General features: G+C 44.9%; 21 protein-coding genes and 3 tRNA genes. 14 read left to right on the top strand and 10 right to left on the bottom strand.

Annotated elements, in window-relative coordinates:
* Positions 1–12 precede the first annotated feature (12 nt).
* The 7 genes from AWQ23_RS15385 to atpD form a co-directional block, all read right to left on the bottom strand.
* Entirely contained in the window at positions 13–765 is a 753-nt protein-coding gene (locus AWQ23_RS15385; protein WP_062437079.1) for a F0F1 ATP synthase subunit B, read from the bottom strand.
* Between the two features lie 2 nt (positions 766–767).
* Positions 768–1,043, bottom strand: a complete 276-nt coding sequence (locus AWQ23_RS15380; protein WP_062437077.1) for a F0F1 ATP synthase subunit C — start codon at positions 1,041–1,043, stop codon at positions 768–770.
* The gene (locus AWQ23_RS15375; RefSeq protein ID WP_062437074.1) at positions 1,040–1,741 is read right to left on the bottom strand and encodes a F0F1 ATP synthase subunit A; all 702 of its coding nucleotides are present in this window, start codon (positions 1,739–1,741) and stop codon (positions 1,040–1,042) included. Before AWQ23_RS15375 ends, AWQ23_RS15380 begins: the two co-directional genes overlap by 4 nt.
* A 7-nt stretch (positions 1,742–1,748) precedes the next feature.
* Positions 1,749–2,036 (bottom strand): ATP synthase subunit I, encoded by a 288-nt coding sequence (locus AWQ23_RS15370; RefSeq protein WP_232309025.1) that lies wholly within the window; start codon positions 2,034–2,036, stop codon positions 1,749–1,751.
* 132 nt (positions 2,037–2,168) lie between these two features.
* A complete protein-coding gene (locus AWQ23_RS15365) occupies positions 2,169–2,468 on the bottom strand; it encodes an AtpZ/AtpI family protein (protein WP_062437070.1) in 300 nt (99 codons plus the stop codon).
* Positions 2,465–2,866: a F0F1 ATP synthase subunit epsilon gene (locus tag AWQ23_RS15360; protein ID WP_232309024.1), complete on the bottom strand. Its 402-nt coding sequence runs from the start codon at positions 2,864–2,866 to the stop codon at positions 2,465–2,467. The genes AWQ23_RS15365 and AWQ23_RS15360 overlap by 4 nt, the downstream gene beginning before the upstream one ends.
* On the bottom strand, positions 2,863–4,260 hold the full coding sequence (gene atpD / locus AWQ23_RS15355; protein ID WP_062437167.1) for a F0F1 ATP synthase subunit beta: 1,398 nt from the start codon (positions 4,258–4,260) through the stop codon (positions 2,863–2,865). The genes AWQ23_RS15360 and atpD overlap by 4 nt, the downstream gene beginning before the upstream one ends.
* Positions 4,261–4,545: 285 nt before the next feature.
* Between atpD and AWQ23_RS15350 the strand changes: the two genes are divergently transcribed.
* The 10 genes from AWQ23_RS15350 (at position 4,546) to AWQ23_RS15825 (ending at position 18,413) form a co-directional block, all read left to right on the top strand.
* A complete protein-coding gene (locus tag AWQ23_RS15350; RefSeq protein WP_232309023.1) occupies positions 4,546–5,433 on the top strand; it encodes a phosphate/phosphite/phosphonate ABC transporter substrate-binding protein in 888 nt (295 codons plus the stop codon).
* Positions 5,433–6,269, top strand: a complete 837-nt coding sequence (gene phnE / locus AWQ23_RS15345; protein WP_062437066.1) for a phosphonate ABC transporter, permease protein PhnE — start codon at positions 5,433–5,435, stop codon at positions 6,267–6,269. Before AWQ23_RS15350 ends, phnE begins: the two co-directional genes overlap by 1 nt.
* A 258-nt stretch (positions 6,270–6,527) precedes the next feature.
* Positions 6,528–7,259 (top strand): phosphonate ABC transporter ATP-binding protein, encoded by a 732-nt coding sequence (gene phnC / locus AWQ23_RS15340; protein WP_062437065.1) that lies wholly within the window; start codon positions 6,528–6,530, stop codon positions 7,257–7,259.
* Between the two features lie 793 nt (positions 7,260–8,052).
* Entirely contained in the window at positions 8,053–9,282 is a 1,230-nt protein-coding gene (locus AWQ23_RS15335) for a hypothetical protein (protein ID WP_062437063.1), read from the top strand.
* Positions 9,283–9,321: 39 nt separating this feature from the next.
* Entirely contained in the window at positions 9,322–9,834 is a 513-nt protein-coding gene (locus tag AWQ23_RS15330; protein WP_062437061.1) for a hypothetical protein, read from the top strand.
* Between the two features lie 6 nt (positions 9,835–9,840).
* A complete protein-coding gene (locus tag AWQ23_RS15325; protein WP_062437060.1) occupies positions 9,841–11,370 on the top strand; it encodes a hypothetical protein in 1,530 nt (509 codons plus the stop codon).
* A 64-nt stretch (positions 11,371–11,434) separates the two neighbouring features.
* Positions 11,435–14,737 (top strand): hypothetical protein, encoded by a 3,303-nt coding sequence (locus AWQ23_RS15320; RefSeq protein ID WP_062437058.1) that lies wholly within the window; start codon positions 11,435–11,437, stop codon positions 14,735–14,737.
* A 2-nt stretch (positions 14,738–14,739) separates the two neighbouring features.
* Positions 14,740–15,648 carry a hypothetical protein gene (locus tag AWQ23_RS15315; protein WP_062437057.1) on the top strand — a complete coding sequence of 303 codons (909 nt, stop codon included), beginning with the start codon at positions 14,740–14,742 and terminating at the stop codon, positions 15,646–15,648.
* Between the two features lie 47 nt (positions 15,649–15,695).
* Positions 15,696–17,057 (top strand): hypothetical protein, encoded by a 1,362-nt coding sequence (locus AWQ23_RS15310; RefSeq protein ID WP_062437055.1) that lies wholly within the window; start codon positions 15,696–15,698, stop codon positions 17,055–17,057.
* Between the two features lie 108 nt (positions 17,058–17,165).
* Complete coding sequence (locus AWQ23_RS15825; RefSeq protein ID WP_071884974.1) at positions 17,166–18,413, top strand: TM2 domain-containing protein; 1,248 nt, start codon at positions 17,166–17,168, stop codon at positions 18,411–18,413.
* On the opposite strand, the gene AWQ23_RS15300 is transcribed toward AWQ23_RS15825, so the two are convergent.
* The 3 genes from AWQ23_RS15300 to AWQ23_RS15290 all read right to left on the bottom strand — a co-directional run bounded on the left by AWQ23_RS15300 (position 18,410) and on the right by AWQ23_RS15290 (position 21,856).
* Positions 18,410–19,615: a serine hydrolase gene (locus AWQ23_RS15300; RefSeq protein WP_062437053.1), complete on the bottom strand. Its 1,206-nt coding sequence runs from the start codon at positions 19,613–19,615 to the stop codon at positions 18,410–18,412. The two genes, AWQ23_RS15825 and AWQ23_RS15300, sit on opposite strands and share 4 nt — an antisense overlap.
* A 117-nt stretch (positions 19,616–19,732) precedes the next feature.
* Positions 19,733–21,571, bottom strand: coding sequence for a protein kinase domain-containing protein (locus AWQ23_RS16265; RefSeq protein WP_062437051.1), 1,839 nt, complete (start codon positions 21,569–21,571; stop codon positions 19,733–19,735).
* Positions 21,572–21,583: 12 nt separating this feature from the next.
* Positions 21,584–21,856: a hypothetical protein gene (locus tag AWQ23_RS15290; protein WP_062437050.1), complete on the bottom strand. Its 273-nt coding sequence runs from the start codon at positions 21,854–21,856 to the stop codon at positions 21,584–21,586.
* A gap of 111 nt (positions 21,857–21,967) precedes the next feature.
* Here AWQ23_RS15290 and AWQ23_RS16100 point away from each other — a divergent pair.
* The 4 genes from AWQ23_RS16100 (at position 21,968) to AWQ23_RS15285 (ending at position 24,028) form a co-directional block, all read left to right on the top strand.
* Positions 21,968–22,094 (top strand) — tRNA-OTHER (locus AWQ23_RS16100).
* Between the two features lie 21 nt (positions 22,095–22,115).
* Positions 22,116–22,222, top strand: a tRNA-OTHER gene (locus AWQ23_RS16095).
* A 25-nt stretch (positions 22,223–22,247) separates the two neighbouring features.
* A tRNA-OTHER gene (locus AWQ23_RS16090) sits at positions 22,248–22,370 on the top strand.
* Positions 22,371–22,426: 56 nt separating this feature from the next.
* Positions 22,427–24,028: a TROVE domain-containing protein gene (locus AWQ23_RS15285; RefSeq protein ID WP_062437049.1), complete on the top strand. Its 1,602-nt coding sequence runs from the start codon at positions 22,427–22,429 to the stop codon at positions 24,026–24,028.
* Positions 24,029–24,094: the final 66 nt, after the last annotated feature.

The following is a 24,094-nucleotide window of genomic DNA, read 5'->3' as shown; positions in this document are numbered from 1 at the left end:
AAATTCAGGGTATTAACGAGTGGCGATCGCCAAAGTTTGTTCGAGTTGATCGAGATAGGGATCAAGGCCCCAAACGATTTCTTGGCCAGCCAGTTTCAGTTCAATGCCACAGCCCAACTCTGGCACCGTGACAAAATGAATGGGCGTTCCGTCAAGCTCTAAAGTAGTAGCAAGACTTTGTTTGATTTGCGCTTGGTGGGTCACATCCAGGGGGAATGCTGTCCGGATGAAGACAGCTTCTGGTGGGGTTTCTAAATGATTGATCTGTTGCCGTTGGGCCGGAGAAAGGTGTTGCAGTTGTTCACAAAAACGCGCCACCACCTGTTGTTCGAGAGTGACATTCGCCAAATCCCGGAGGGCTTGCCGGGCGATCGCCACCACCTGTTGAGTAACCTGTTGCCGGAGCGTATAGAAAAAAGCCCTCTGTTCCTGGTGCAGATCCGCTTCCCAAGCTTCCCGTTGCGCTTGGATATCCTCACGCAGGGTTAGTAATTGCCGTTGTCGCTCCTCATCTGCTGCTGCCCGCGCTGCCGCCAAAAATGAAGCCCGTTGCGCTTGAAGTGACTGTTGTTCCTCATGATATTGTTCTAGGGCTTGGTGGGCCTGGGCTTGGAGATCCGTGGCTGTTTGCCATTGTTCGGCGAGTTGGGCCTGACGCTTGGCCATCACCTGCAAAATGGGCTTGTACAAAAGCCAGCGCAACAACCCTAGCAAAATGACAAAGTTGAGGATTTGGGCAAACACCGTAAACCAGTCAATTAACACCGTTAACCCCCCTGGCTGAGAAAATAATTCCAGAATGGATTGACAAACAACAAAATCATTGACACCACCAAGCAATAAATCGCCGTTGATTCCACCATCGCGAGGCCCACAAATAGGGTGCGGGTAATCATATTGGCCTTATCGGGTTGTTGGGCGATCGCCCCCAAAGCCCTAGCTACGGCCATGCCTTCCCCTAGGGCCGGGCCAATGGAACCAATGGCAATGGTAATACCAGCGGTCACCATCGCCACCGAGCCGATTAATGCGAGATCACTCATGAATTTTCCTCCATCGAAATACTTTGTTTTTTCTCCTGCACCGTTGCGGCAGAAGCAATGTAAACCAAGGCTAAAATCGCAAACACATAGGCTTGAATGACCCCAAATACAAGTCCCAATAAATTCATCGCCACGGGCACAAACAGCGGCACCAGGGCTAACAGAATTGCTGCCAAAAGGTTTCCACTCATAATATTGCCAAAAAGACGCACGGCCAGGGCTAAAGTTCGGGAAAATTCACCAATGATTTGAAAGGGCAACATAATCGGCGTCGGCTGGAGATAACTTTTGAGATACCCTAAAATTCCCCGCTGACGGATTCCATAGATCGGCACCGCAATAAATACGGCGATCGCCAAAGCAATGGTGGTTGAAAGGGAGCCAGTGGGGGCTTGATAACCGGGAACTACAGTTAATAAGTTAGCCGTTAAAATGAATAAAAATAAAGTGCCCACAAAAGCAAGATAGGGTTCCGGTTCCTGTTGGGTTACCTCTGCAATGTGTTGATAAATGCCATCAACAACTATTTCTAAAAAATTTTGCCAAGGGGGCAGTTTCGGACGCACCACTAATTTTTTTGTTACCCAAGCTGCTCCTATTACTAATAGGGCCATGGTGAGCCATGTGTAAACCAAAGTGGCATTAATTACCACAAACTGATATTGATAAAAAATGATGTTATCCGGTGTAATTTGCATCCTACACTTATTCCTCCAGCAACAGTTCCGATAACGAGGTTTGTGGCCGCCAACGATTGATTAAAATCGTTCGTGCTAACAAAAAACCTGCAAGGGCAATTAGTACTCGTTCCCAATGGCCACCAATCATAAAATATAAGGCTGTCATAGCAAGGATTAAGCGCACCATACCGCTGGTAATCATAAGTAAGACTGGATGTTGGGAACGGGTCAATTGTTTAACGGTAAACCACAGCGCCGTGAAGTAAAAGAATCCCAACCCAAAGCCGAGGGGAAAAACAAATAAATTAGGCATTATTGTTTCTAAAAATAAATTCATTGTAATTTTAATTGAGTTTTTAAATTCGTTTTTTAATCGGGTTTAGATTAGTGATTGGATTAGGCGATCGCCTTTGATATTTTTATCTTCTGCATGGATAATTAAACCTCATCGATTTTGCTCCCGTTGAATCCATAACCATGCATTCCAGCAGCCGAGAATAATCCCCAGAAATAAGCCCGTTAACGTCCAGGAATAGGGACTCGGAAAGCGGCGGTCGAGCCAAATCCCCAGAAAGATCCCCAGTAGGGTCGGCACCATCACCGACCAACCCACCATCCCAAAGACCCCAAATCCTAACCACAAACTGCGATCGCCTTCCCGTTTGGCCTGGAGTTTTTGTTGGGATTTTTGCTGGATCTGCCGTTCAAAATCTTCCCGGTGGCGATCGCTCTCTGGTGTGGTCATAGGGCACCTCCCAAATCGATAAAGTCCCGCACAATGCTGCTTTCTAGGCGCGCCAACATACTCCGTGCCCGTTCTTCTTGTTCATCTAACTGGGTAAACTGCGCTTGCACTGCCTGCTGTAAATCATCAAGATTATCCCCTCGCACCGCATTGCGCACCGACACCCAAACCGCAGCCCCCTGTTTCACTAAAATGCCTTCATCAATGGCCAGACAATGTTCTTCTCCCGTGATGCTCTCAAAGATCAAGAGACCCGCTGGCAAAACCGCCACATAATCCACATGGTTGGGCAATAGACAAAAGCCGCCCCCATCACCTTCTGCCGTCACTTTTCGTACTGGCTGATCCACCAGCAATTCTGTCAAACACAGTACCTTGAGATCCATCTGGGCAATCATGGCCGTTGCACCTCCCCAATGGCACCGATCATGTAAAGAGCACTTTCGGGCACATCGGCAAATTCATCGTTTAAAATCCGCTCACAGCCCGTTAAAGCCGCCTCTAAACTGACTACTCGTCCTGTTTTGTTGGTGAACTGTTCCGTTGAGAAAAAAGGCTGGGTGAGAAATCGCTCTAACCGACGGGCACGGTACACAATGGCGCGATCGCCCGCCGCAAGTTCCGCCATCCCCAACATCGCAATCATGTCCTTGAGTTCTTCGTAGGTGGCGAGGGTCTGACGCACTGCCAAGGCAATTTCGTAGTGACGCCGACCGGCGATCGCGGGCATCAACATTTTGGAACTCGAACGTAGGGGATCGACGGCTGGATAAAACCCTTCACTGGCCCGCTTGCGCGATAACACAATAGATGCCGATAAATGGCCAAAGGTATGTACGGCAGCCGGATCGGTAAAATCATCAGCGGGCACATACACCGCCTGAACCGAGGTGATCGCCCCATTTTTTGTGCTGGTAATCCGTTCTTCGAGGGCGGCTAATTCCGTCGCTAGGGTTGGTTGATAGCCCACCCGCGAAGGCAGCTCTCCCATTAGACCCGAAACCTCTTGGCCAGCCTGAATAAAGCGGAAAATATTATCAATCAAGAGCAACACATCCTGGCGGGCTTCATCCCGGAAATATTCAGCAATAGTTAACGCCGCATGGCCTACCCGAAACCTGGCTCCCGGTGGTTCATTCATCTGGCCAAACAGTAACACCGTCTGGTCTAGTACCCCCGTCGCCTGCATTTCCCGATAGAGTTCCTCAGCTTCTCGGTTCCGTTCACCGATACCGCAAAATAGACTAATCCCCTGGTGCTGACTGACCATGTTGTGGATCATCTCGGTGATTAAGACCGTTTTGCCGACCCCTGCCCCCCCGAAGAGGCCTGCTTTTCCACCCCGTTCGATGGGGGCGAGGACATCAATTACTTTGATCCCTGTTTCCAGGATTTCTGCTTGGGTTGATTGTTGGGCGAGGGGAATAGCGGCTTGGTGAATTGAGCGATGCTTAACTGCAGTTAGGGGTTTGCCTTGATCGATCGCCTCACCAAAGACATTAAACATACGTCCGAGTAAGGCGCGGCCCACGGGCATTTTGAGGGGATGGCCGGTATCCGTCACGGTGGCCCCCCGGGCAAGGCCGGAGGTGGGGGTCAAGGCGATGCCCCGGACAAGAGTGGCGTTTAGGTGGGCGACAACTTCGATAATGATTTGACCTTTTTCCCCGACATTAAGTTGATGGAGATAGCTGGGTAGCCGTTGGGGAAAACACACATCAACGACACTACCGCGCACGGAAACCACTTTCCCAATGTTTGTGGTTGTTGGCGGCTGGTGGGTCGATGGCATGGGGAGCGATAAATTAAGGCGATCGCCTTTTGGGAGGCTTTTCATCACTCTAGCGAAGATCCCTAGGGCCGCCACAAATGTGGAGAATTGCAAACATCAGATCATGCTTCAGACCGTCATAAATCAGGGAAATCAACAAATTTTTAAGGTATTTTTCATTTTTCTCAAACCATTTTCGCTATGCTGAACGTAGCTGGGTCTAAATCAAGGTTTAGGCTTTGTTGATCAAATTTTGATGGAAGCATAATCAGGCAAATGCAACGGATCAGAAAGTGGAAAAATATCTTGATCGGGACTGTGGGTGTCCTGTTAGTGGGCTGTGCCTCGGCCAGTAACCAGTCTGATCCTGGGCCAGAAAGTACCACGAACCTCGATAGCATTTCCTTTGGTGTTGGCCCCTATTTCCCGACGCCCGACGAGAACCGCCAACAGTTCGAGCCTTTCTTCGATGCCCTCGCCGCTGAACTGGATCTCCTCGGAGATGTCACCGTCACCGAAGATTGGATTGGCATTTCTGAAGCCCTACGTTCTGGCACCTTAGATGTGGCTTGGTTGGGGCCTTGGGGTTACGTTCTGGCGCACCATAATGATCCTTCCCTAGAGGCGATCGCCACCGTAAAATACCAGGACGAACCTGTTTACTACAGCGTTTTGATTGCCCGCGCCGATGCCCCCTTTGACACCCTCGAAGAGGCGATCGCCCTCAGTCAGCAGGGTGAAAAACTGAAACTTAGCTTGGCCGATGTCGGTTCCACGTCCGGTTGGTTAATTCCCCAGGCAGAATTTAAACGCCGCAACATCGACCCCGAAACCGTGTTTGACTATAGCGAAGGAGCGAGCCATGCCGCCCAGGTGATTGGCGTGAGTACCGGCCAGATCGACATTGCTTCCGATTACAACCGCAACCTCGATGTGATGATTGCCGAAGGACGTGTCCAGGCTGACGAGATTAAAATCATTTGGCAGTCTGAACCTTTACCCAACGATCCCATTGTGGTGCGGGGCAATTTTCCAGAAGCCTACAAAAAACAACTCCAACAAAAATTAGTCAATCTCACTCCCGCCGAGGCCGCTGCCCTTTTACCAGAAAACTATACGGGTTTCGTCGCCGCCGATGGCAGCAACTATCAGCCCATCGAAGCAGCAGGTCTTGCCCTAGAGGTATTGAAATAGTGACCCTCTTGCAGCAACCCGCCAAAGCAAGCGATTTTGCCCAAATCCTCCGACAGGAACGACGCCGCCGATATAGTTTGTGGCGATTACTCAGGTCTGGTTTTTGGGGAACCCTGGGGGTAGCGATCTTGATTATGGCCGTGCGCACCGCCGAGATTGATCCCCAACAGTTTTGGCAGCGCTTACCAACGGTGGGTCAATGGCTGCAGCAATTATTTCCGCCGGATTTTTCGGAGTTGCCCAATTTTCTGGTGGCGATCTGGGAAACGTTGGCGATCGCCATTGTCGGCACAGGGGCGGCGATGCTGGTGGCCTTACCCCTCGCCCTGTGCGTGGCCCGCAATACAACCCCAAATCGCTGGTTAGCCACGGGTTTACGGAGTTTTTTAAATTTACTGCGGGGCATTGATACCGCGATCTTTGCTCTCTTTTTTGTGTCAATTGTCGGCCTTGGCCCCTTTGCTGGGGTGTTGGGGGTCGCCTGTCACACGGCAGGTTCCATGGCCAAACTCTACGGTGAAGTGCTCGAATCAATTCCCCCTGAACCCATCGAAGCTATTGAAGTCACCGGGAGCGATCGCCTGCGCACCTTTGCCTTTGCGGTATTTCCCGAAGCATTACCGGGTTTGGTAGGCATTAGTCTCTACCTCTGGGAGTTTAACGTGCGTTCCTCCGTAATCCTCGGCATTGTCGGGGCCGGCGGCATTGGCTACGAATTGCTGGTTAGCCTGAAGCTACTCGACTTTCCCCGCTTGGCCACAATTTTGATCTTGATTTTGATTATGGTGAGTTTAATTGATGCCTTGAGTGCCTATTTACGCCGTCGCTTACAGTAGTCTTTATGGCCTTACAAAGAAAGATTTTCGCTTAATTTGATGTAATTACTCTCAATTCACTAATTTTTTCCGTTTTATCATTTTATTTGAGGTATTTTCGCTGTTTTTTTTCGAATATCAATAGCCATGAACAAAATTTCGCCCTCATTACTCCGTCCGATGGTGCAGATCAAGGGCGATCGCCGCACTGAAAAATTCACTTTTACATTTACCTCACAACTAACGTTGGGTTAAAAAATTCATTTTCAAAAAAATTCTATGCTGCAGGTTCACCAACTCACAAAAGCCTATTCCTACGGTCAATTCAGCCTCCAGGACATTAGCTTTACCATCGAGCCCCATAGCTTTACTGTTCTCCTTGGCTCCAGTGGTGCGGGTAAAACGAGCCTGCTGCGCTGCTTGCCCCAGTTGGTGTCCCTCGATGCTGGCCAAGTTTATTTTCAAGGTCTCGATCTAACCACCGCATCACCTCGACAGTTACGTCACGCCAGACAAAAAATGGCGATGATTGCCCAACAATTTAACTTGGTGCGACGCCGCACGGCCCTCGAAAATTGCCTGGGCGGACGGTTACCAGAGTTACCTCTCTGGCGATGTTTACTGGGACGTTTTCCTGAAGCGATGCTCTGTGAAGCTTTAGCCGCCCTAGAAAGGGTGCAGCTCCTCGATGTTGCTTTTCAACGGGCTGACCAACTATCTGGGGGACAAAAACAACGGGTGGCGATCGCCCGCGCCCTGACCCAAAAAGCCCAACTACTCCTAGCCGACGAACCCATTGCTAGCCTTGATCCAGAAACTGCGGCATTGGTGCTACAACTGCTGCGCTCCCTCTGTGACGAAAAACGCCTCACCGTGATTTGTAGCCTCCATCAGGTTCATCTCGCCAAACGCTACGGCGATCGCATTTTAGGGATGCGTGCGGGTCAGATTATTTTGGATGTGCCCACCACGGCCTTTAACGACGACATCGCCAATGCTATCTATCAATAAATCTTTGATGCTTCTAAACGAGTATTGATTATTCAATAATTTAGGACACATGGCGTCTTACAAAGGAAAGTTATTTCGATTCAACACAATTTATATATCAATGTTTGATCTAGAAAATTAACGCTGAACATTTTATTCTAGTAATCCACGTAAGTAGTACAGTCTTTTTATTAATTTATCTTAATACTTCTCTGCGAAAATTTTATTTAACAAAAGCCGCCTCACAAAAACTTAGTGGAATTGCAGGAAAACCCCTCGAACTATTTTTTTCATTAATCGAGGAAGATTATTCAAAGCATTTCAGAAAAAGTCATTTTTTTCATATTGTCTATTCTGGCCTATTTAATCTCTATCATTTATCGCTATTTCTAGGCACGTAATTTTGTGGAGAAATTTTAATTGCACCAACTCATAGTGTGTGATATGATTTTTAGAAATTTAGCTCTAGTAAATTTCTCTAATAAAACTAGCTTCAAATTTAGGGTAATTTTAAAGTAATAAATAAAGATCTATGCTAAAAAATAAAAGAAACAAACTCGCTCTTAACCCGTAAAGATCTTGCGTTTTTACGACTTTGGATTTTTTCATGACAGGAAAGTTTTTTAAATTTAAATCGAGTCAATTTTTTTTCTGTATTTTGCTAGGCCTACTTTTAACATCTTGCACCAGGACAAGAAATCGTAGCCGTTCTAATCAGCTTGATTGCGTAAACAAGCCAGAAATTGCAGAAGTAACTTCAAGTAATCCTTTTGAAAATGTCAGCATAGACATTGGCATTGATGGGAGTGGTTCGATGGTTGGCTTTGTCAGTCGCTCTGGAACCCTATATACCCAAGCAATTGACTCCCTCAGTACCCTAATTGGTAATCGTAATATCGCAACAAGGTACTGGCGGATCGGTTCATCTTTAGAAACAGATACAACCCAGGCTCAGGCGATTACAACAGCACAATTTTTAGAAGCAAAATTTCCCCAATTTTATGATTGTAAAGTGACAGGCTCTGACTATCCCTGTGTGTCAAGCACTTTACATCAGATCTATGAGCTTGATGGATCTGCGGATTCTAATGAAGACCCAGTAGCCCAGACGGAAGACGCGGCAATAGATGAAGTAGTTGATTCAGAAAAAGTCGTCAAGATTTTGATTACTGATCTAGAGCCTAATCAATCGGCGATCGCCGAATTATCGAGTCGAGTGAGCCAGGAACTTCAAAAAAATCAAGACTACAAAGCCGTTCTCGTGGGAGTACGGAGCGAATTTAACGGTAATGTCTTCTCTGCTGAAACGGGGCAAGTGGTCATTGGTGACTATTCGACTGATGACACAAATGTCACGGAATCTGGACGCCCTTTTTATCTGGTGATGACGGGGCCAGAAAAAGCTTTAGACGAAATCATCAATAGTTTCAATAATTTACCTCTAGATGTGAGTGAAGCATTCCGGGTCACTTCCTTTGCGAGTTCAGATATAGATGTGATCACTTTAGATAAAACATCTGTACCAGATCCTGTCAATGAATGTACAATCCAGCGAGGTAATATTGGCCGTCAACGTCCGCCAAAGGAACAGGCAAACCAATGGCTCATCTTGGAACAGCGGGGTTGCCAGGGAGAAACAGAAACAGTGGTCGATGTTTGGTCTGAGCCTTCCACATCTCTGTTGGGCGCGACAATTAGTCCCGAAAAATTAGTCAGTTCTAATCCGATTTTGAATGTTGAGGCGGTGAATGTCCAAGGCGATCGCCTCAATGTCCAAACCCGAATTAATGCTGGTGAGGGGTCACGACGTGGAGAAACCGCCTACCTAACGCTTTCCCAACGGGATTTAGATGAGGCAGTCTGGGCAGATTGGAATTCTACGGCGGCTAACCCCAATGGTGCCAAAACCCAAAATCTCCTGCTTTTTGTCTATGGTCTGCGGGAAGCCGTTAAAGGAATGGCCCTCCAAAATACCGACCCGGATACTGGTACAGTGCGAGTCCCCAGCGATGATGCGGTGAAATTCTGTATCGGTATTAACTAACGTTTATGTCGTCTCTTTTGTAAAAGGTACTTAAATTGTATGTCTGGAAAATCCTTAAAAAGCTGGTTTGCTTTAGTTATCGCTGTGGCGATCGCCTTGGTTTGGAGCTTACTAGGAAAATACTATCTTTTCTACCAGCCGATATTACCCCTAAGCGTAACGAATACTGAAATTGACGATTGGCTTGCTGATATTTTTTGGCTCAATAATATTATTAGCTTAGTCTTAGGATTTTTATTACTAGGTTTTTGGATATTTAAAGCCTATAACAAACAATTCATCCGCGCTGAATTAGTTCTTGCCAAACGCTTCACTTGGTGGCTATCCGCTCTATTTCATTTTTTTGCTTGTCTACTCATCTTTTTTGGCACTTCTTACTTTTTGGACTGGCTCGATGAAGGCCGATACATAGAGTTCTGGTTATGGTACCCAGGCTGTCTTTTGCTGGATACCCTCTTGATCTTTTGGTTGCCTTCAGCCCTTGCTACACCACGCTCCCTAAGAAATATTCCCCCCCTAGCAATCAAACTCAGAAAATTTTACGGAGGTTAAAAAATCATGTCAAAAATCTATGCGATTGGTGTTGGTGGTAGTGGTGCTAAATGTATTGAGGCGGTCACTTTTTTACACGCCATCGGTGCCTACGGAGAAAACTGTGAACTTAATATTTTATTGATCGATGCAGACCCAACCAATGGAAATTTAACCCGTACCCAACAAAACATTACAAAAACGATCAATTGCTATCGGCATTTTCAAAAACGTTCTTCCCGTTTTATGGCGGAACAAATCAAAGATTGGGGGGTTTGGAATCCCCTGGAGCAATCTGTTGGTAGTTCTTTTGAGCAAATGTTAGAACTGCGTCTTAATGATCCACTCCGGGGTTTATTTGAAGTGCTTTATGGCCCCAACGAGCGGGTAATGGATTTTGATGTGGGTTTCCGGGGTCGCCCGCCTGTCGGTTCAGCAATTTTAGGGACTCTCGGTATCGATGGCGGTTCTCGTAGACAACAGACTCCCCTTGAACGAATGCTCAATGATGTCCAAAATTCAGAGGGAGCGACAGGGACGTTTATTCATCTCTTTGGCAGTATTTTTGGGGGAACTGGGGCTTCTGGTGTACCAAGCTTGGCGAAATTAATCGGCGATCGCCTCCGTAATGATACGGGGATTGGCATTGAAATCAATACATCCATCCTGCTGCCCTATTTTGATTTTGAGAAGCCCCCTGAGGAAGAAAAAGTTTTTGCAGAGAAACGTTTCTTTAGCCTTAACACCCAGGCCGCACTCAAGTTTTTGTACCAACAAAGCCAACACGAAAAGATTTTTAAGGATATTTACATCATTGGCAATAGTGCCTCTACAACCTATGGTTCAAAAACAGGGGGCGAGGAGCAAAAAAATGATGCTCACTTCGTGGAACTATATGCTGCCCTAGCAATTAAAGATATTATGAAACGTCGTCAAGATGCCTTAAGTACTCCTTCCGCTGACGATACCCGGGTCCACTACATCTGTCGCCGCAACCAAGACCATTTAATTTGGGAAGATTTTCCGGACGGTTCTAGTCTGAAAAAAAATCTAGGGGGAGCCGTGCGGGTTGCCTATATGTGGATGCATAATTTTTCCCTTGAGCTTCAGGCCGCCAGTCGAATTGGCCCGAAACAATTTGCCATTGGTGCCCCTTGGTTCCCGCGCTTTTTTGACACGAATAGTATTAAGACCAGCACAAATAATAAGAAAACAAGTGGTGATTTTTTACCTACTGTTGCCGATGATGACCAAATTCAGTCCCTTAAAGCTTTCGATATTTGGGCCGATGCTTTTCTTCTGTGGGCAAAGCAACTTTCTAAATCCCACCACCGGGGCGATCGCCTGTTCAATCTAAATGATGTCAAGGCCAATGCCCAAGAAAAAACCTACAAAGACAAACTCAGTAAGCTGGTCACCGATCAAGCCGTTAGCCCAGAGCAAGAACGGCAAGATTGCGTTGATACTATCAAAAACACCCTAGCAGACCTTGATAACACTGACATTCAGGAACATGGTGTTGTTGGTCTTGTTCACACCCTTTTCAAGAATGCCTAATCAATTAGTCTTTTTTCCCAAATTTTTTTCTTGAATTCTTTAACTCTTTTTTCCGATATTTACCATGACGACCGAAAGTACCCATCCCTGCCTCCCTGCCCTCCTTTCTGACCGCACCTCTATTCCCGCCGTTGAACCCGGTAAATTTAATTCTGTTAACCTCAGCCAAATTAAAAACTTGGCCGATGATCTTGATTTTGAAGCCAGTGACGATGCTGATATTCATTCCATTCCGAGTCCCTGGGCTCGACCCCTCCAATTTATGGCGGCAATCTCAGATCGAAAATATAAGGCTCGAGCAGGCTTACTGCGTCAATATCGGGGCTTCTTAGCGGCTTTGGCCCTATCAGAATACCTAAACCTCTCAATCAGAGCCCAAGAGATTAACCTGGCAAAAGAGGAGCTACGACAGACAAAACTCAGTAGGGCACTCATCACTCTCAAACCCGATGCCAATCAGAGCGTTTTAAGTCGGTCTTTTGGTCAAGCAGACCCCTGGTTGAAACCCTATGTTTTTTATTGCAATGACCATGTGCTGGGGATGACTAGCCCCGCAACCCTCGTTACACCAGCGCCCCATGTTGATAATACCCTAGGACAACAAATTCACTGGATTAAGGGCAATCGCTTTACAGATCCTACCCAGTCCCTCAGCAGCCGTGAGCGTTATGTGGTGATCGAATGGCTCAAAAATCTCTGTAATGAACTGAATAATGTTTGGGACAGTGGCAATCGAGAGCTCATCAACTCCCTAATTCAAGAACTCCAAGATTTTGCCAACGACCTTGGTGGTGGCCAACTGTCACCAATCGAAATCAATCAAAATGAAGATGGCTTCGGCATTTTATTGGAACCCGCTCCTCTGAAATATCTCGCACCGATGAAGCTCGCAGAAGAAGGGAGTGCACCCCGTTCCAATGTACAAATCTTGCCGTCAGTAGGTTTTTCTCCAGAGCGACCCATTTACCTCATTGATCAAGAACGTCTCCCCGCTAAATTAGGCCATCGCCCCGGTGAAATTATTGTCTATGGCACAATTTCCCTGCAGATCTTTAATCCAGTCACCCATGGGCGCGACGATGCCTATTTCCTAAAACCTGAAGATTTTTTCCTCGATGAATTGTTCTACATCGAAGGAGATAAACTGCTCCCAGGGACTTGGATCACCGATAAATTAAATGTTTATGACAGTATCGATGCGCAAACCAATCGGGTACGAGGCGCAAAAACACTTTTACTGCCGCTCAACCCACTACTAAAACATTATTTTGCGAGTCCCGATCTTGAGAAAGTAACCAGTCTTAGCTTAATCGGCCAAGGGTCTGACCGTAGAGTAAGAGTTTCACTCAAAGTGCCTTTATCTGGCCATGGTAGTAAACCCATATTTTACGAAGTTTCCAAAGAATTCCCCCTTAAGCCAGAAAATAGCCTATCAGGAGCGATCCCCGTAGTTGGGATGTGGCCCAATGTTCCCGTCGGCACTTGGAAGCAGTTCTTTGTTTTTACAGATGCTTCAGAAAATGTCGAAACAGCATTTTCCCTAGCGCCACCAACGGTGGGAGCGACGTCCTTCTTCCGCAATATGGGACAACAGGCCCGTTATCAATATTGGGAATGTCCCCAGCACCCCAATATTCTTGAAGCGGTAAATGCTGATGGTCGTCCTCTGGGAGTACTGCCCCTGAGAATTCCCCGAGTCCAATTGGGAGAAACGAGAGAATGGACAGTCGGCGTTGACTTTGGGACATCCTTTACTAATCTGGCTGTCCGTCGCGGCAATGGTGAGCCCCAATGGCTGGATCTCCAAACCCAAATGCTCTCGATTACCGAAGCGCCCCTATCAATTCGAGATCGGGCCTACCGAGAAATGTTTGTGCCGGAAACCTTTATCAAGGACGAGCGGGAACGACTACCCATGGCGACCTTGTTGACAACGATAGGTTGGACAGAATCTTCTAGCACTGCCATTCCTGAACCCCTCAAGGAAGCTCGAATTTTCGTCCCCCGTTTGGATAAGTTTGACTTTAATGTTGAACACGTTAAAAGCAACATCAAGTGGGATCAAATCCGTTTCCAAGATCCGTTCCTACGACACCTCCAGCGACTGGTTGCAGCCCAAGCAGCCCTTGAGGGAGTAACGAGTGTTACTTGGGTCGTTTCTTATCCTTCTGCCTTCTCTCCCCATGAAGAGCAAATGTACTTTGCGACCTGGAAGCGGACATTACGAGATATGGAACAAATTACATATCAACGCCACTTATATGACGAAAATATTCATCGAACTGAGAGTATTGCTTTTGCAGAATATTACCGGAATGTTTGTGCAGGGGTAGAAGATAATCTTTTAAATACTATTTGTGTTGATATTGGTGGTGGAACCTCAGACATTGCAATTTTCCGCGATAGTCAAGTCATTTATCAAACTTCGGTTGCCTATGCAGGTCGAGATATTTATCACCGTTTACTCAAGCTAAACCTGAATGCCATTGGTGATGTGTTTGGTCTTTCTGAGCGTGACGCCAAGAGTTTACAGGAGGTTCTTAAGGGTAATAATTTCAATTCTGCCCTTGATAACTACCTGCGTGGTAATGGCCGCAAAATTCTTGAAGGGGGCTATGCGGTCAATGCAAGTAAGCAGAAAAACAAGGAATTCCGCACTCTACTCGTTTTTGCCATCGGCGGACTATACCACTATTTAGGGCTAGTTCAAAAATACGCCTCCCAAGATAAAAATGATTGTACGGCTACTGTTTTTGTTGGGGGCAACGGTTCTCGTTTCTTGGATTGGTTAACACCTACTGGGGAATACAATAGCAGCTCTGAAATTAATAAAGTTCTATTAGGGGTCATGGAAAGATCTTCTGAGCTTAAGCCTAATCCCAAAAGTGAACCGATCCAACGAACAGTCCATCCAAAATCAGAGGTATGTGAGGGTTTGATTATTCCCCAAGAAAGTACACTCCAACGTGTTGAACAAAGCAATCCTCTTGTCGGTGAAATCTGCGAAGTTAACGGAAAAGAATTTGCTGCTCTTGATGTTCTTGATCTTCCTGAAACATGGGAAAAAATCACCAGTTTTAATGTTATCAGTACCCAAGAACTGGAACGGTATATCCAAAATTTCAATCAAATCATTACTCAGGAGAGAATTGGTAGTATCCAAGCTTTGCCTGGGATGCAAATTCAAGGAGATCAAGTCATTCCAGAAGATCTAAAAGAAGTGCTCCAGCAAGTTGTGAAAGATACTTGTCAGAAAAAACTCGGTAAGAAAGAAGATTTTGAGCTGGAGTCTACGTTCCTCTTGCAGTTACGCTGCTTTATGGATATTCTGGCTAGTCGTTGGGCTCGTAATAACGGAGGCAAATAAAAATGAAGGTGAAAAAGTTTAGATGGTTACTAATTCTTCTACTTATTACAGGAAATATTGTTTCATGTAAAACGCAAAATGAAACTAAGATCTCGGTAGAATCATTCGGAAAATCACTCGTTCCCAATAGTTCAGAAGGTTCTGACAAAGAAAATGAAACTGATTTTTCACTGAGTAATATTATCAGTTTATTTGTCATTTTATTACTGTCAATTGGAGGCTTTTGGGGATACACACAATTGAAATCTTGGATTGACGCAGAAAAAAAGAAAAGTCGTGATTTTCGTAAGCGTTCATCTGAAACAATTAATGAGCTAAATCGAAATGTACAAAATTTAACTTTTCAGACCCAAAGTTTAGGGAAACAATTCAAGCAACTTGAAAAACAAATTTCTGAAAACAATTCTCAAAATTCTTTTCCGTCACCAATATTTCAAAAAGAACAGCAATATTCAGCTAGAGACAAAATTAGCTATTCAGACTATCCTGTTTATCCACAACCTGCTCCAGTTGTACAGCGAGATCCGTATCAAGAGGTCATTACAGCTTTCAATACCCAAGATACAGATTTTTTCCGGCAAAATACCTATTATTTGGCCTTAGACGAAAGTACTGTTGGTGGTGAGACTAGTGCAGGAGCGAGAAGGATCGTAAAATTTATTGATATTGATAACCCTAGAGATGCTCTTTGTTTAGCCGTCAATGTCAACTCTGAATATTTACTACTGCCTAATTTCTTTAGTCCATACTATGCAAATCTAGATCAATGGTTATCTGAGAATAACGATATTTTTGATTACCAAGGTCACGGACAAACTATCGAACTGATTAAACCTGGCATAGTTCAATACTCCCAAAGCGGAAATGGCATCTGGAATCTAATAGAATCTGTACGATTGCAGTTAACTTAGTAAATTTAATCTTGGGAAACTGTCTAGCTCCTGAATTTCAAACCATAATGAAAAGCCTGAATTTTATACTCACTTTATTACTTTTACTTAGCACCATTTCATGTGGCGAAAGTTCTAGACAAGAACAAAATCCCAATGCGATTACATCTCAAACTGAGCCTGCCCCCGCAGTAGATCCCAATGCAAGTACACCGACACCTCTAATTGAGTCTAATTCCGAAGATGGTTCTACACCTATAGAAAATTCAAGTACAAGCATATCTCAAACTAATCCTAGAAATCTTGGTTCCCAGTTATTTCTCATTTTAATTTCTATTTTTGCTTTTGTTCTTGCTTTTGGAGTATTAATTGTTGCTTTTATGGGTCATGAAGAATTAAAACTTTTAATCGAGAAAGAAAATCAAAAAAACCATACACTCTACAAAAATTTATCTAAGGAAATAAATGATCTAAAAGACAATTTATTAAATCTAGATTTGCGTAACCAAAGCTTAGAAAGTAAAGTTAAACAACATGAAAAACAAATCACTCTAAGTAATTCTCACAATTTGTCACAGTCTTCCATAACTTCTGAAGATGACTCAAAAAATCATAATAAAGAAGAAACTTTCAGTGAAATAATTGCAGCATTTCTTACTAAAGATGAATCTTTTTTTAAGGAAAAAGAACTAATTTTATTAATCCCTAAACCCCAAGAGAAAAACACGCAAAAAACAGAATTTATTCAGATTAAAGAATTACCCAAAGCTATATTTATTGCCATTCAGATAAATCAAGATTATTTATTAGTTCCTAATTTTATGCTTTCTCGTTATGATCAATTAGAAACAGTTTACACGGGCACTAAAGTTTTCAATAACAATAATTACGAAAAAGATCTAGTAATAAAACAATCTGGAACAGCTATATTTAAAGTCTATGGATATGGAGAAGATCTGACACTTAAAGAGCCAGCTAAAGTTCAAAAAACCGACGACAATACATGGCAGCTTGAAGAAGCAGGAGTTTATGTTGGTGAGGACGCTGATATTGAAATTTTAACAGAAGCTTTTAATGAACAAGATAATACTTTTTTCCAAAAACAAATAATGTTTCCTGTTGCCATTAGTCAGGAGTCACTTCAAACTCAGACCAATAGAAATCATAAAATACAATTCCAACAAGTAGAAAATCACCGTGACGCCGAATTTATAGTCTTGAAAATCGAACTATGCTATTTTCTTATACCTGACTTTCTTTCGCCATACTACAGTCAATTGAATTGGTTAACTATGAGTGAAGAAATTTTTCAGTATAGTGGTCAAGGTGACTTAGTAACTCTGATTAAACCCGCTGAAGTCAAAGAAAAAAAAGATGGTATTTGGACGCTAGTTAAATCCGGCAACTGTAACCTAATAAAAAGTACATAGTTAGTAGGCAACATTCTTAATTGATATGTTCGACATTATTAATTTTTGAGGAGACTTTTTCATTCCTTTTTATAAATTAAGTCCACAAAAAATATTTAAAAAATAATCATGGTTCGCAGAAATTCAGCAGCACTCCTCGCCATTTTATTAGGCTCCTTCGGTATTCATAAATTTTATCTAGGAGAAGTATTCCTCGGAGTTCTTTATCTTTTATTTTTTTGGACTTATATCCCAACAATTATTGGCATAATTGAAGGAATTTATTACTGTTCCCTAAGCGAAGACGAATTTAGACAGAAGTTTAATATTCCTATAGTCCAAAACAAAGTTTCCCAATATCTTGCCAATAATAGCTCAGAAAATGCAGCCCTCAAACAAAATAATCAAAAACTAAATTACTTAGAGCAGACTATTCAAAAATTAGAAAGAGAACTCCAGACCTTAAAAAGTAAAAATAGAGAATTAAGCTCTATTATTATTAGCCAACAAGATTCTATTGCGGGCATTAAGGAAGCCCAATCTCAAATATTTACCCAGATCTCTGTCCAAACATCATTTCAACCACCAGCGCAGCCCAAAAATATTTTTGACCATTCCATCGAAAATTATTCCGCCCGCACAGTCGTTACCGCTTTTAGTAATAAAGATGAAACCTTCTTCACAGAACGTGGCATGGTTTTACTTACCCCAATCCCTAAAAAAGAGAGAACACAAAACTCAAAAGCCGACCTAAAGCAGGTTTTAGGTCTTTCAAAAGCCGCATTTATTAGCGTGCAGGTCAACCAAGAGCATTTTGTCGTACCTAATTTTTTGTCTCCCCATTACAAAGATTTAGAATCTCTCTACTCAGGCACCAAGATGTTTAAAGTATATGGTTCCGGAGAAGAACTAATATTAAAAAAACCAGCTAAAGTACAACAAATCGATGATCATAGCTGGCGCATTCAAGAATCAGGCTTATATTTTGGTAAAAACGCTGAATTTGAGATGTTAGTAGAAGCTTTTAACGAAAAGAATCAGACATTCTTTGATAGTGCTTATCCCGTTACTATTAGTCATCATACGTTAAGTACACAAATTAACAAAGACGAAGTTATCCAATTTGATCAAGTAGAAACCCACCGTGATGCAGAGTTTATGATTATTAAATTTGACAAAAAATGTTTTTTGGTGCCAGATTTTCTTTCTCCTTATTACGGACAGTTAAATTGGCTCGATATGGGAAAAGATATTTTTAGGCATGATGGCCAAGGTACCCTTGTAAACTTGATTAAGCCCGCTGAAGTCAAAGAAGAAAAAGATGGTGTTTGGAAGTTAGTTAAATCTGGCAATTGTCACCTAACAGAAGGTAGTTAGTTAGTAGGCTCTACCCTCGACTGAGCCTCAGTTTGTGGTGTAGAGCTAGCAAAAGGCTTGATTTTCGAGTGGACAAGTTGGGCGATCGCCGGGAAAAAAGTTTCATTTTCTGAATAGGCAGGGTGATCAGCAAAAACGCTCAGAATGTACTTTTGTTGACCATCGACACTCTCAATATAAGCAACCTCATGGCGGCCTTGACTCGTCCAACCAGCCTTTGAATAAAGCTTTGTGTCTGGGGGAAGACCTTCACCAAAGAAATGCTGCACCGGATTAAAATAGGTCTTCGGACTTTGCCAATCTTGGCTTAGATCTCGCTCTAACAGTCGCAAAATTTCTGGATTAGCAGTAGGTGAAACAGCATCCCCAAGCGCGATTTCCGCCATTAACCGAGCAGCTTGATAAGCACTCAAACGGTTACGAATTAGTTTAGTGGGATCTTCGGGATTTTCTCGCATTTGCCGATCAAAGCCGATGGGTTCCATGATCTCTACATCGGTGATCGGATAGGTTTTTTGGGTGATATTTAAATCCCTATAGCCAGCAGCCCGAAAAAAGCTGTTGAGTTGTTCGCGTTGGGCATACCAAGCGTTGAAATTATCAGGAGTTGCGCTGGTTTGGGTTTGGGTCGTGCGGGTGATCGCATCAATAATTCGACTGGTGGCATTATTGTCAGATTGCGCGACCATGAGGGCAATATCCTCTGCATGGTCAGCGTAATTTAATAAACCTTGTTTAACTTGCGCGTAAAACGCAACGAGCCAAAAGAGTTTAGGGACACTGGCAGGGTAGTGAAGAATATTAGGTTGGTAGTTGGCGATCGCCTGACGATTTAGATCCACAAGCACCACAGACATCGCTTCTAGGGGGAGATTTTCGGCCTGGGCTAGCCCTTGAATTTCTGTGATAATGCCCTGTAAGTCGGCACTAGAAGCGTAACTGGGCAGTGGATCTTGGGCATTGTACCAAGCATTCCAAATTGGTCGCACTAACAGGGTTTCTGGAACAATGGCTACTTCATTATCAGTTGAGTCTGGATTAACTGGAATAGGAAACTTTTCTTGAGATTCAGTTTCGGCAGTCTGGGTTGACTCAATTGCTTGTTGAGGTGGCCCCAGAGAAGCTCGGATCAGCCAAATACCACCAACAACAATGGCGATCGCCATGCCACCCACCAGGGCCACAAACTGCTGGGGACTCATGGAAATTTGGGATCTGGGACGGCGTTTTGGCTGAGATGATTTTGGAGTAGGCTGATTCAAACGGGTGAACCTCCACAGAATTAAATAAAAAAATCACGAAGCTGAGTTGAGTCAACCTCACCGACGCCAAATGACTTCAAGGGTGTTGTAGTCGGCAATTTTCCAGGCACCATTGACTCGACGGAGGTTATAGCGCACTAATCGCTGATCGTAGCCACTAGCATTGCGATCAATATTGCCATTAGCGTTATAGAGTGTTCGCTGTTCCGTAACAACCACATCGGCGATCGCCTGTTGTCCATCCACAACTTGGAGGTTTCTGACTTCTTCTAATACTTGATTCGCAAAGGCATAGTAAGCCCCATTACTTTCAAGCCATTCCACCGAGCTCTGTTGGCCATCACTGCGGCGAATATTGTCATTAAAGGCTTTGCCTGTCAAAATCTGCGTGCCACAACCGCGATTATAGGGATAATCAAACAAATCCTGCTTACAGTTCAGCCAATCAACTACCACATTTGCCGCTTCTCCCTGGGATATTGCAGCAGGTTGCGGTGATGATTTTTGGGCTTCCTCGATCCGAAAAGTTTGACCTGTTTCTTGGGTTAATTGATCAATAAAGCTTTGGGTTTTATCCCGTGAGGCAAAACTGGCCACCTGAACTGTATTATCACCCCGCAAGAAAGCATCACCACAATAGTTATTTTTAACCCGTTCTAATACCGTAGCCTCGCCAACCACCCGGTACCAAGTGCTTGCATTACCCAACGAGTCACCGCAACTCTCTTTATAAGCTAGAGGAGGCAGCGTTTCTGCATCTTGTCTTGAACTATCCGTAGCAGAAGAATTCGTTTCAGCTTGACCATTCCCCAGTGAAATAATCTCTTCACCACTAGGACGATTGAGCAATTGCGTACTAAGAACAATCCCCCCTAATAAAAAAGCACCGATTACACTTCCCGTTAACAGTGCTTTCTGCCAATCAGCCATTCCCTTGGCAGGCAACTGCATCTGACTATTATCAATAGCCATACTGCTGCCTGCCACGGCAACCGTAGGATTGTGAATTGTTTGGGGTTGAGGAGTGGGAGGAACAACGATGGGCGATGGCGTTGGAACAGGAATCTCGGCTTGCAAAGCTGCAATCATCGCTTGGGCATCGTTAAAACGGTCTTTGGCCTGGGGTTGGATGGCCTGTTCTAAAACTGCGGCTAGATGTTCGTCAGTTTCATTATTACTCTGAAACCAGAGACGCCAGAGAATCTTGCCTGTTACGGGGTCATTTGGTAATTCACCGGGTAACTTCCCGGTCAACAGATAAATCGCCGTCAAACCGAGACTATACAAATCGCTACTGAAGACAGGCCGACCAATACTTTGTTCTGAGGCCATAAAACCTGGCGTACCAATCACAATTGACTTGCTGTTTTGGTCTGAACCAGCTTTTGTCATGTTCATGGTCTCCTTGACGGCACCAAAATCAATCAACACGGGTTGGCGATCGCCTTTGCGGAGAATGATATTGTCTGGCTTGATATCTCGGTGTACCAGTCCTTGGCTATGGATAAAGTCGAGGACAGGCAAAATTTCCAAGAGCCATTTCTTGACATCAGCACTCGACCAAGGGCCTTCGTATTGCAGCGCATCCTGTAGGGTAACCCCTTCAATCCATTCTTGAATGAGATAAAACTCCTTTGCTCCCGCGACATACGCATATAAGCAAGGTATTTGCCCATGGCCATCACCTAATTTTTCGAGGAGCACCGCTTCCCGTTCAAAACGATCCTGCACGAGCTGATGGGCAACGGGATCATTAGCTATGGGTTTGAGACGTTTGATGACACAACGTCTTAGGGATGGCATATGCAAGTCTTCAGCGAGAAATGTATCCCCGAAACCACCCTGGCCCAATTTCTGCAAAATCCGATAACGACCGTCGAGAATTTTTCTTTTCATTTCTCCATGGTGTCAAAAGTTAACATCCATCTTACTGGAACTCGGCGAAGAAATATATTTCTTGTCATATTCTTGACCCATAGTCATCCGGATCGTGGTTAGTGCAGAAGTCTCTAGGGTTTTCTTGCAAGGGCCATGACTATTGCCTGATTTAAGACTCATCCCTGCCTTGAGGTTAAATGTGCAGATTGCGCTTCCAGCATCGGCAAAAATTTTGAGCGAAGTTTGGGCGATCGATCGCTGCCGATTAAGCATCGCATTGTTAGAAAGTTGGGGGGAGACCATAACTTTTATCAGCCCCCCTAATCCCAAAGTCAGATATCGTAACCGTTTCAGGTGATTTAACTCCCATTGGAATCAGGGGAGTAGTAGCCCATACATTAAAAGCAACGCAATGAACGGATAGTTTAATGGCAAAACACCAATCTTCCCTGATTCATTTATTTATCCGTAGGGGTCGCTGAATTTAGGGTTATCGCCTGTTAAGCGGGAGATGGAGGTTCAATTCCTCCTCCGTTCGCCAAGATCCTTTCCTAAATCACTTGGGCAGGTAGCTCAGTTGGTAGAGCAGATTCTTGCTGCAATTTTTTTACCCCAACGGGTCGCTGCATCAAGATTATCGGGTCGAAAGTTCAAGTCTTTCCCTGTCCACCCATTTAGGAGAATGGCAAACCTGGAGACGGTAGCTCAATGGTAGAGCGCAATATTTGCCCCTAGGGGCCGCAGGACTAAAGGTTATCGCTATGGACGAATCTCCCTTTTGTCCGCCGAGATGCGGGTTCGATTCCGGCTCGTCTCCCTTCCCCGCATGGGGTTTTGATCTAAAGTTGTAATCCCGTCAGGGACGGAGTTGTCATGTCATATCAATTTTTTACAGCCCGTGGCCAAACGCCCCAATCGCAACCAATTCCGGGTCGAGCGACAGAAATGGTGCCTGGACGAGCCGGTGGTTATCACTTCGATCCGGGGATTTGGGTCATGTTGCGGCGCTGTTTATTAATCGGTACCGCCCAAAATACTTTTTATGCTGATAAACATGAGTTGACGGGTGAGTTTACCCAGGTTGTGCAGCAGTGCGTGGTGGCGGATCCAGGCCGGGTCGCCCAGGAAATTCTCTATGCGAGCGATGGGCGATCGCTCAACAATAGTGCCCCTTTATATGCGTTAACGCTGTTATCCATGGGGGAAACCCCAGCGGCGAAACGGGCATTTATGGAAATCTTTCCCCAGGTTGTGCGCACCGGGAGCCATTTCTATGAATGGTTGAGCTACACCAAAGCCCTGCGGGGATTCGGAAAAGTGGTGCGTGAGTGCGGTAAAGGTTGGCTCAGTCAGAACGATGTGCAAGCTTTGGCCTATCAACTGTTGAAGTATCAACAACGGTACGGGTTTAGCCACCGGGATGCGTTGCGTTTATTCCACGTTAAACCCCCAAGTGTCGAGCATCAAACCTTGTATAACTGGGTCGTTAACGGTTGGGAGCAGTTACCGCAACAGCCCCCTGCAACTGCCCTTGAACAAATTTGGTGGTACGAATGGCTAAAGCGCAACCCCGATCAAACAAAAAAGGCGATCGCCCAAGGCCACCTTACCCACGAAATGGTCGCCCCCATCGGTCAAATGGATGAGCAGACCTGGAAACTGTTGATGCTAGAGATGCCCATTGGTGCCCTGTTACGGAACCTGGGTTCCCTAACCGAAATTGGGGTATTGCGGGTCAACCGCCAGAAAAACCTCAAGCACGTGGCGATGGTTTTAAACGATAAACAACGCTTGCGCAAAGGTCGCATCCATCCCATTGACATCCTCAAAGCCCTAAAAACCTATCAATCTGGGGGTCGATTGGGGCGCAGCAAAAAAACCTGGGAACCTGTACCCCGCATTATCGACATCCTCGAAAAAGCCCTGGAGATGTCCTTTGAAACAGTGCCTGCCACCGGGAAAACGTTTCTCCATGCGGTGGATGTGTCGGGGTCGATGTCCTATTACTCTGTGGGTTCTGTCCATTTAACCTGTGCCGAGATAGCCGCAACCATGGCCCTGGTCACCGCAAAAGCCGAGAAAAATTATGCCATTCGTGGCTTTTCTACCGCGTTTAAAGATCTAGGCATTACCGCCAGCGATAGTTTCCGCACGGCCTTACAAAAAACGAGTGATCAAAATTTTGGCGGCACCGATGCTTCCTCTGTCTACAAATGGGCGCTTAAACATCGCTTTCATGCCGATGTAATTTGCTTCTGGACAGATTGTGAATCCTGGGCGGGCACGCAACCCTGCCAAAAACTGGCGGAATATCGCCGCAAAGTAAACCCCAACGTCAAGGCCATTTATGTGACCCTGGCCCCCTACAAATTGAGTTTGGTTGATCCAAAAGATCCTTTGTCATGGGATTTAGGAGGGTTTGATCCGACGATGCCACGCTTGATCCAAATGATTGCCCAGGATGATTTAGCATAGCAAATTATTTCTTTTTTCAGGGAGTATTGAAAAATACTCTCTTTTTTAGTTGCCACACTTCAAATA

The sequence above is a fragment of the Picosynechococcus sp. PCC 73109 genome (genome assembly GCF_001521855.1).
GTDB lineage: Bacteria > Cyanobacteriota > Cyanobacteriia > Cyanobacteriales > MRBY01 > MRBY01.
This window is presented reverse-complemented; position numbering and strand designations above follow the sequence as displayed.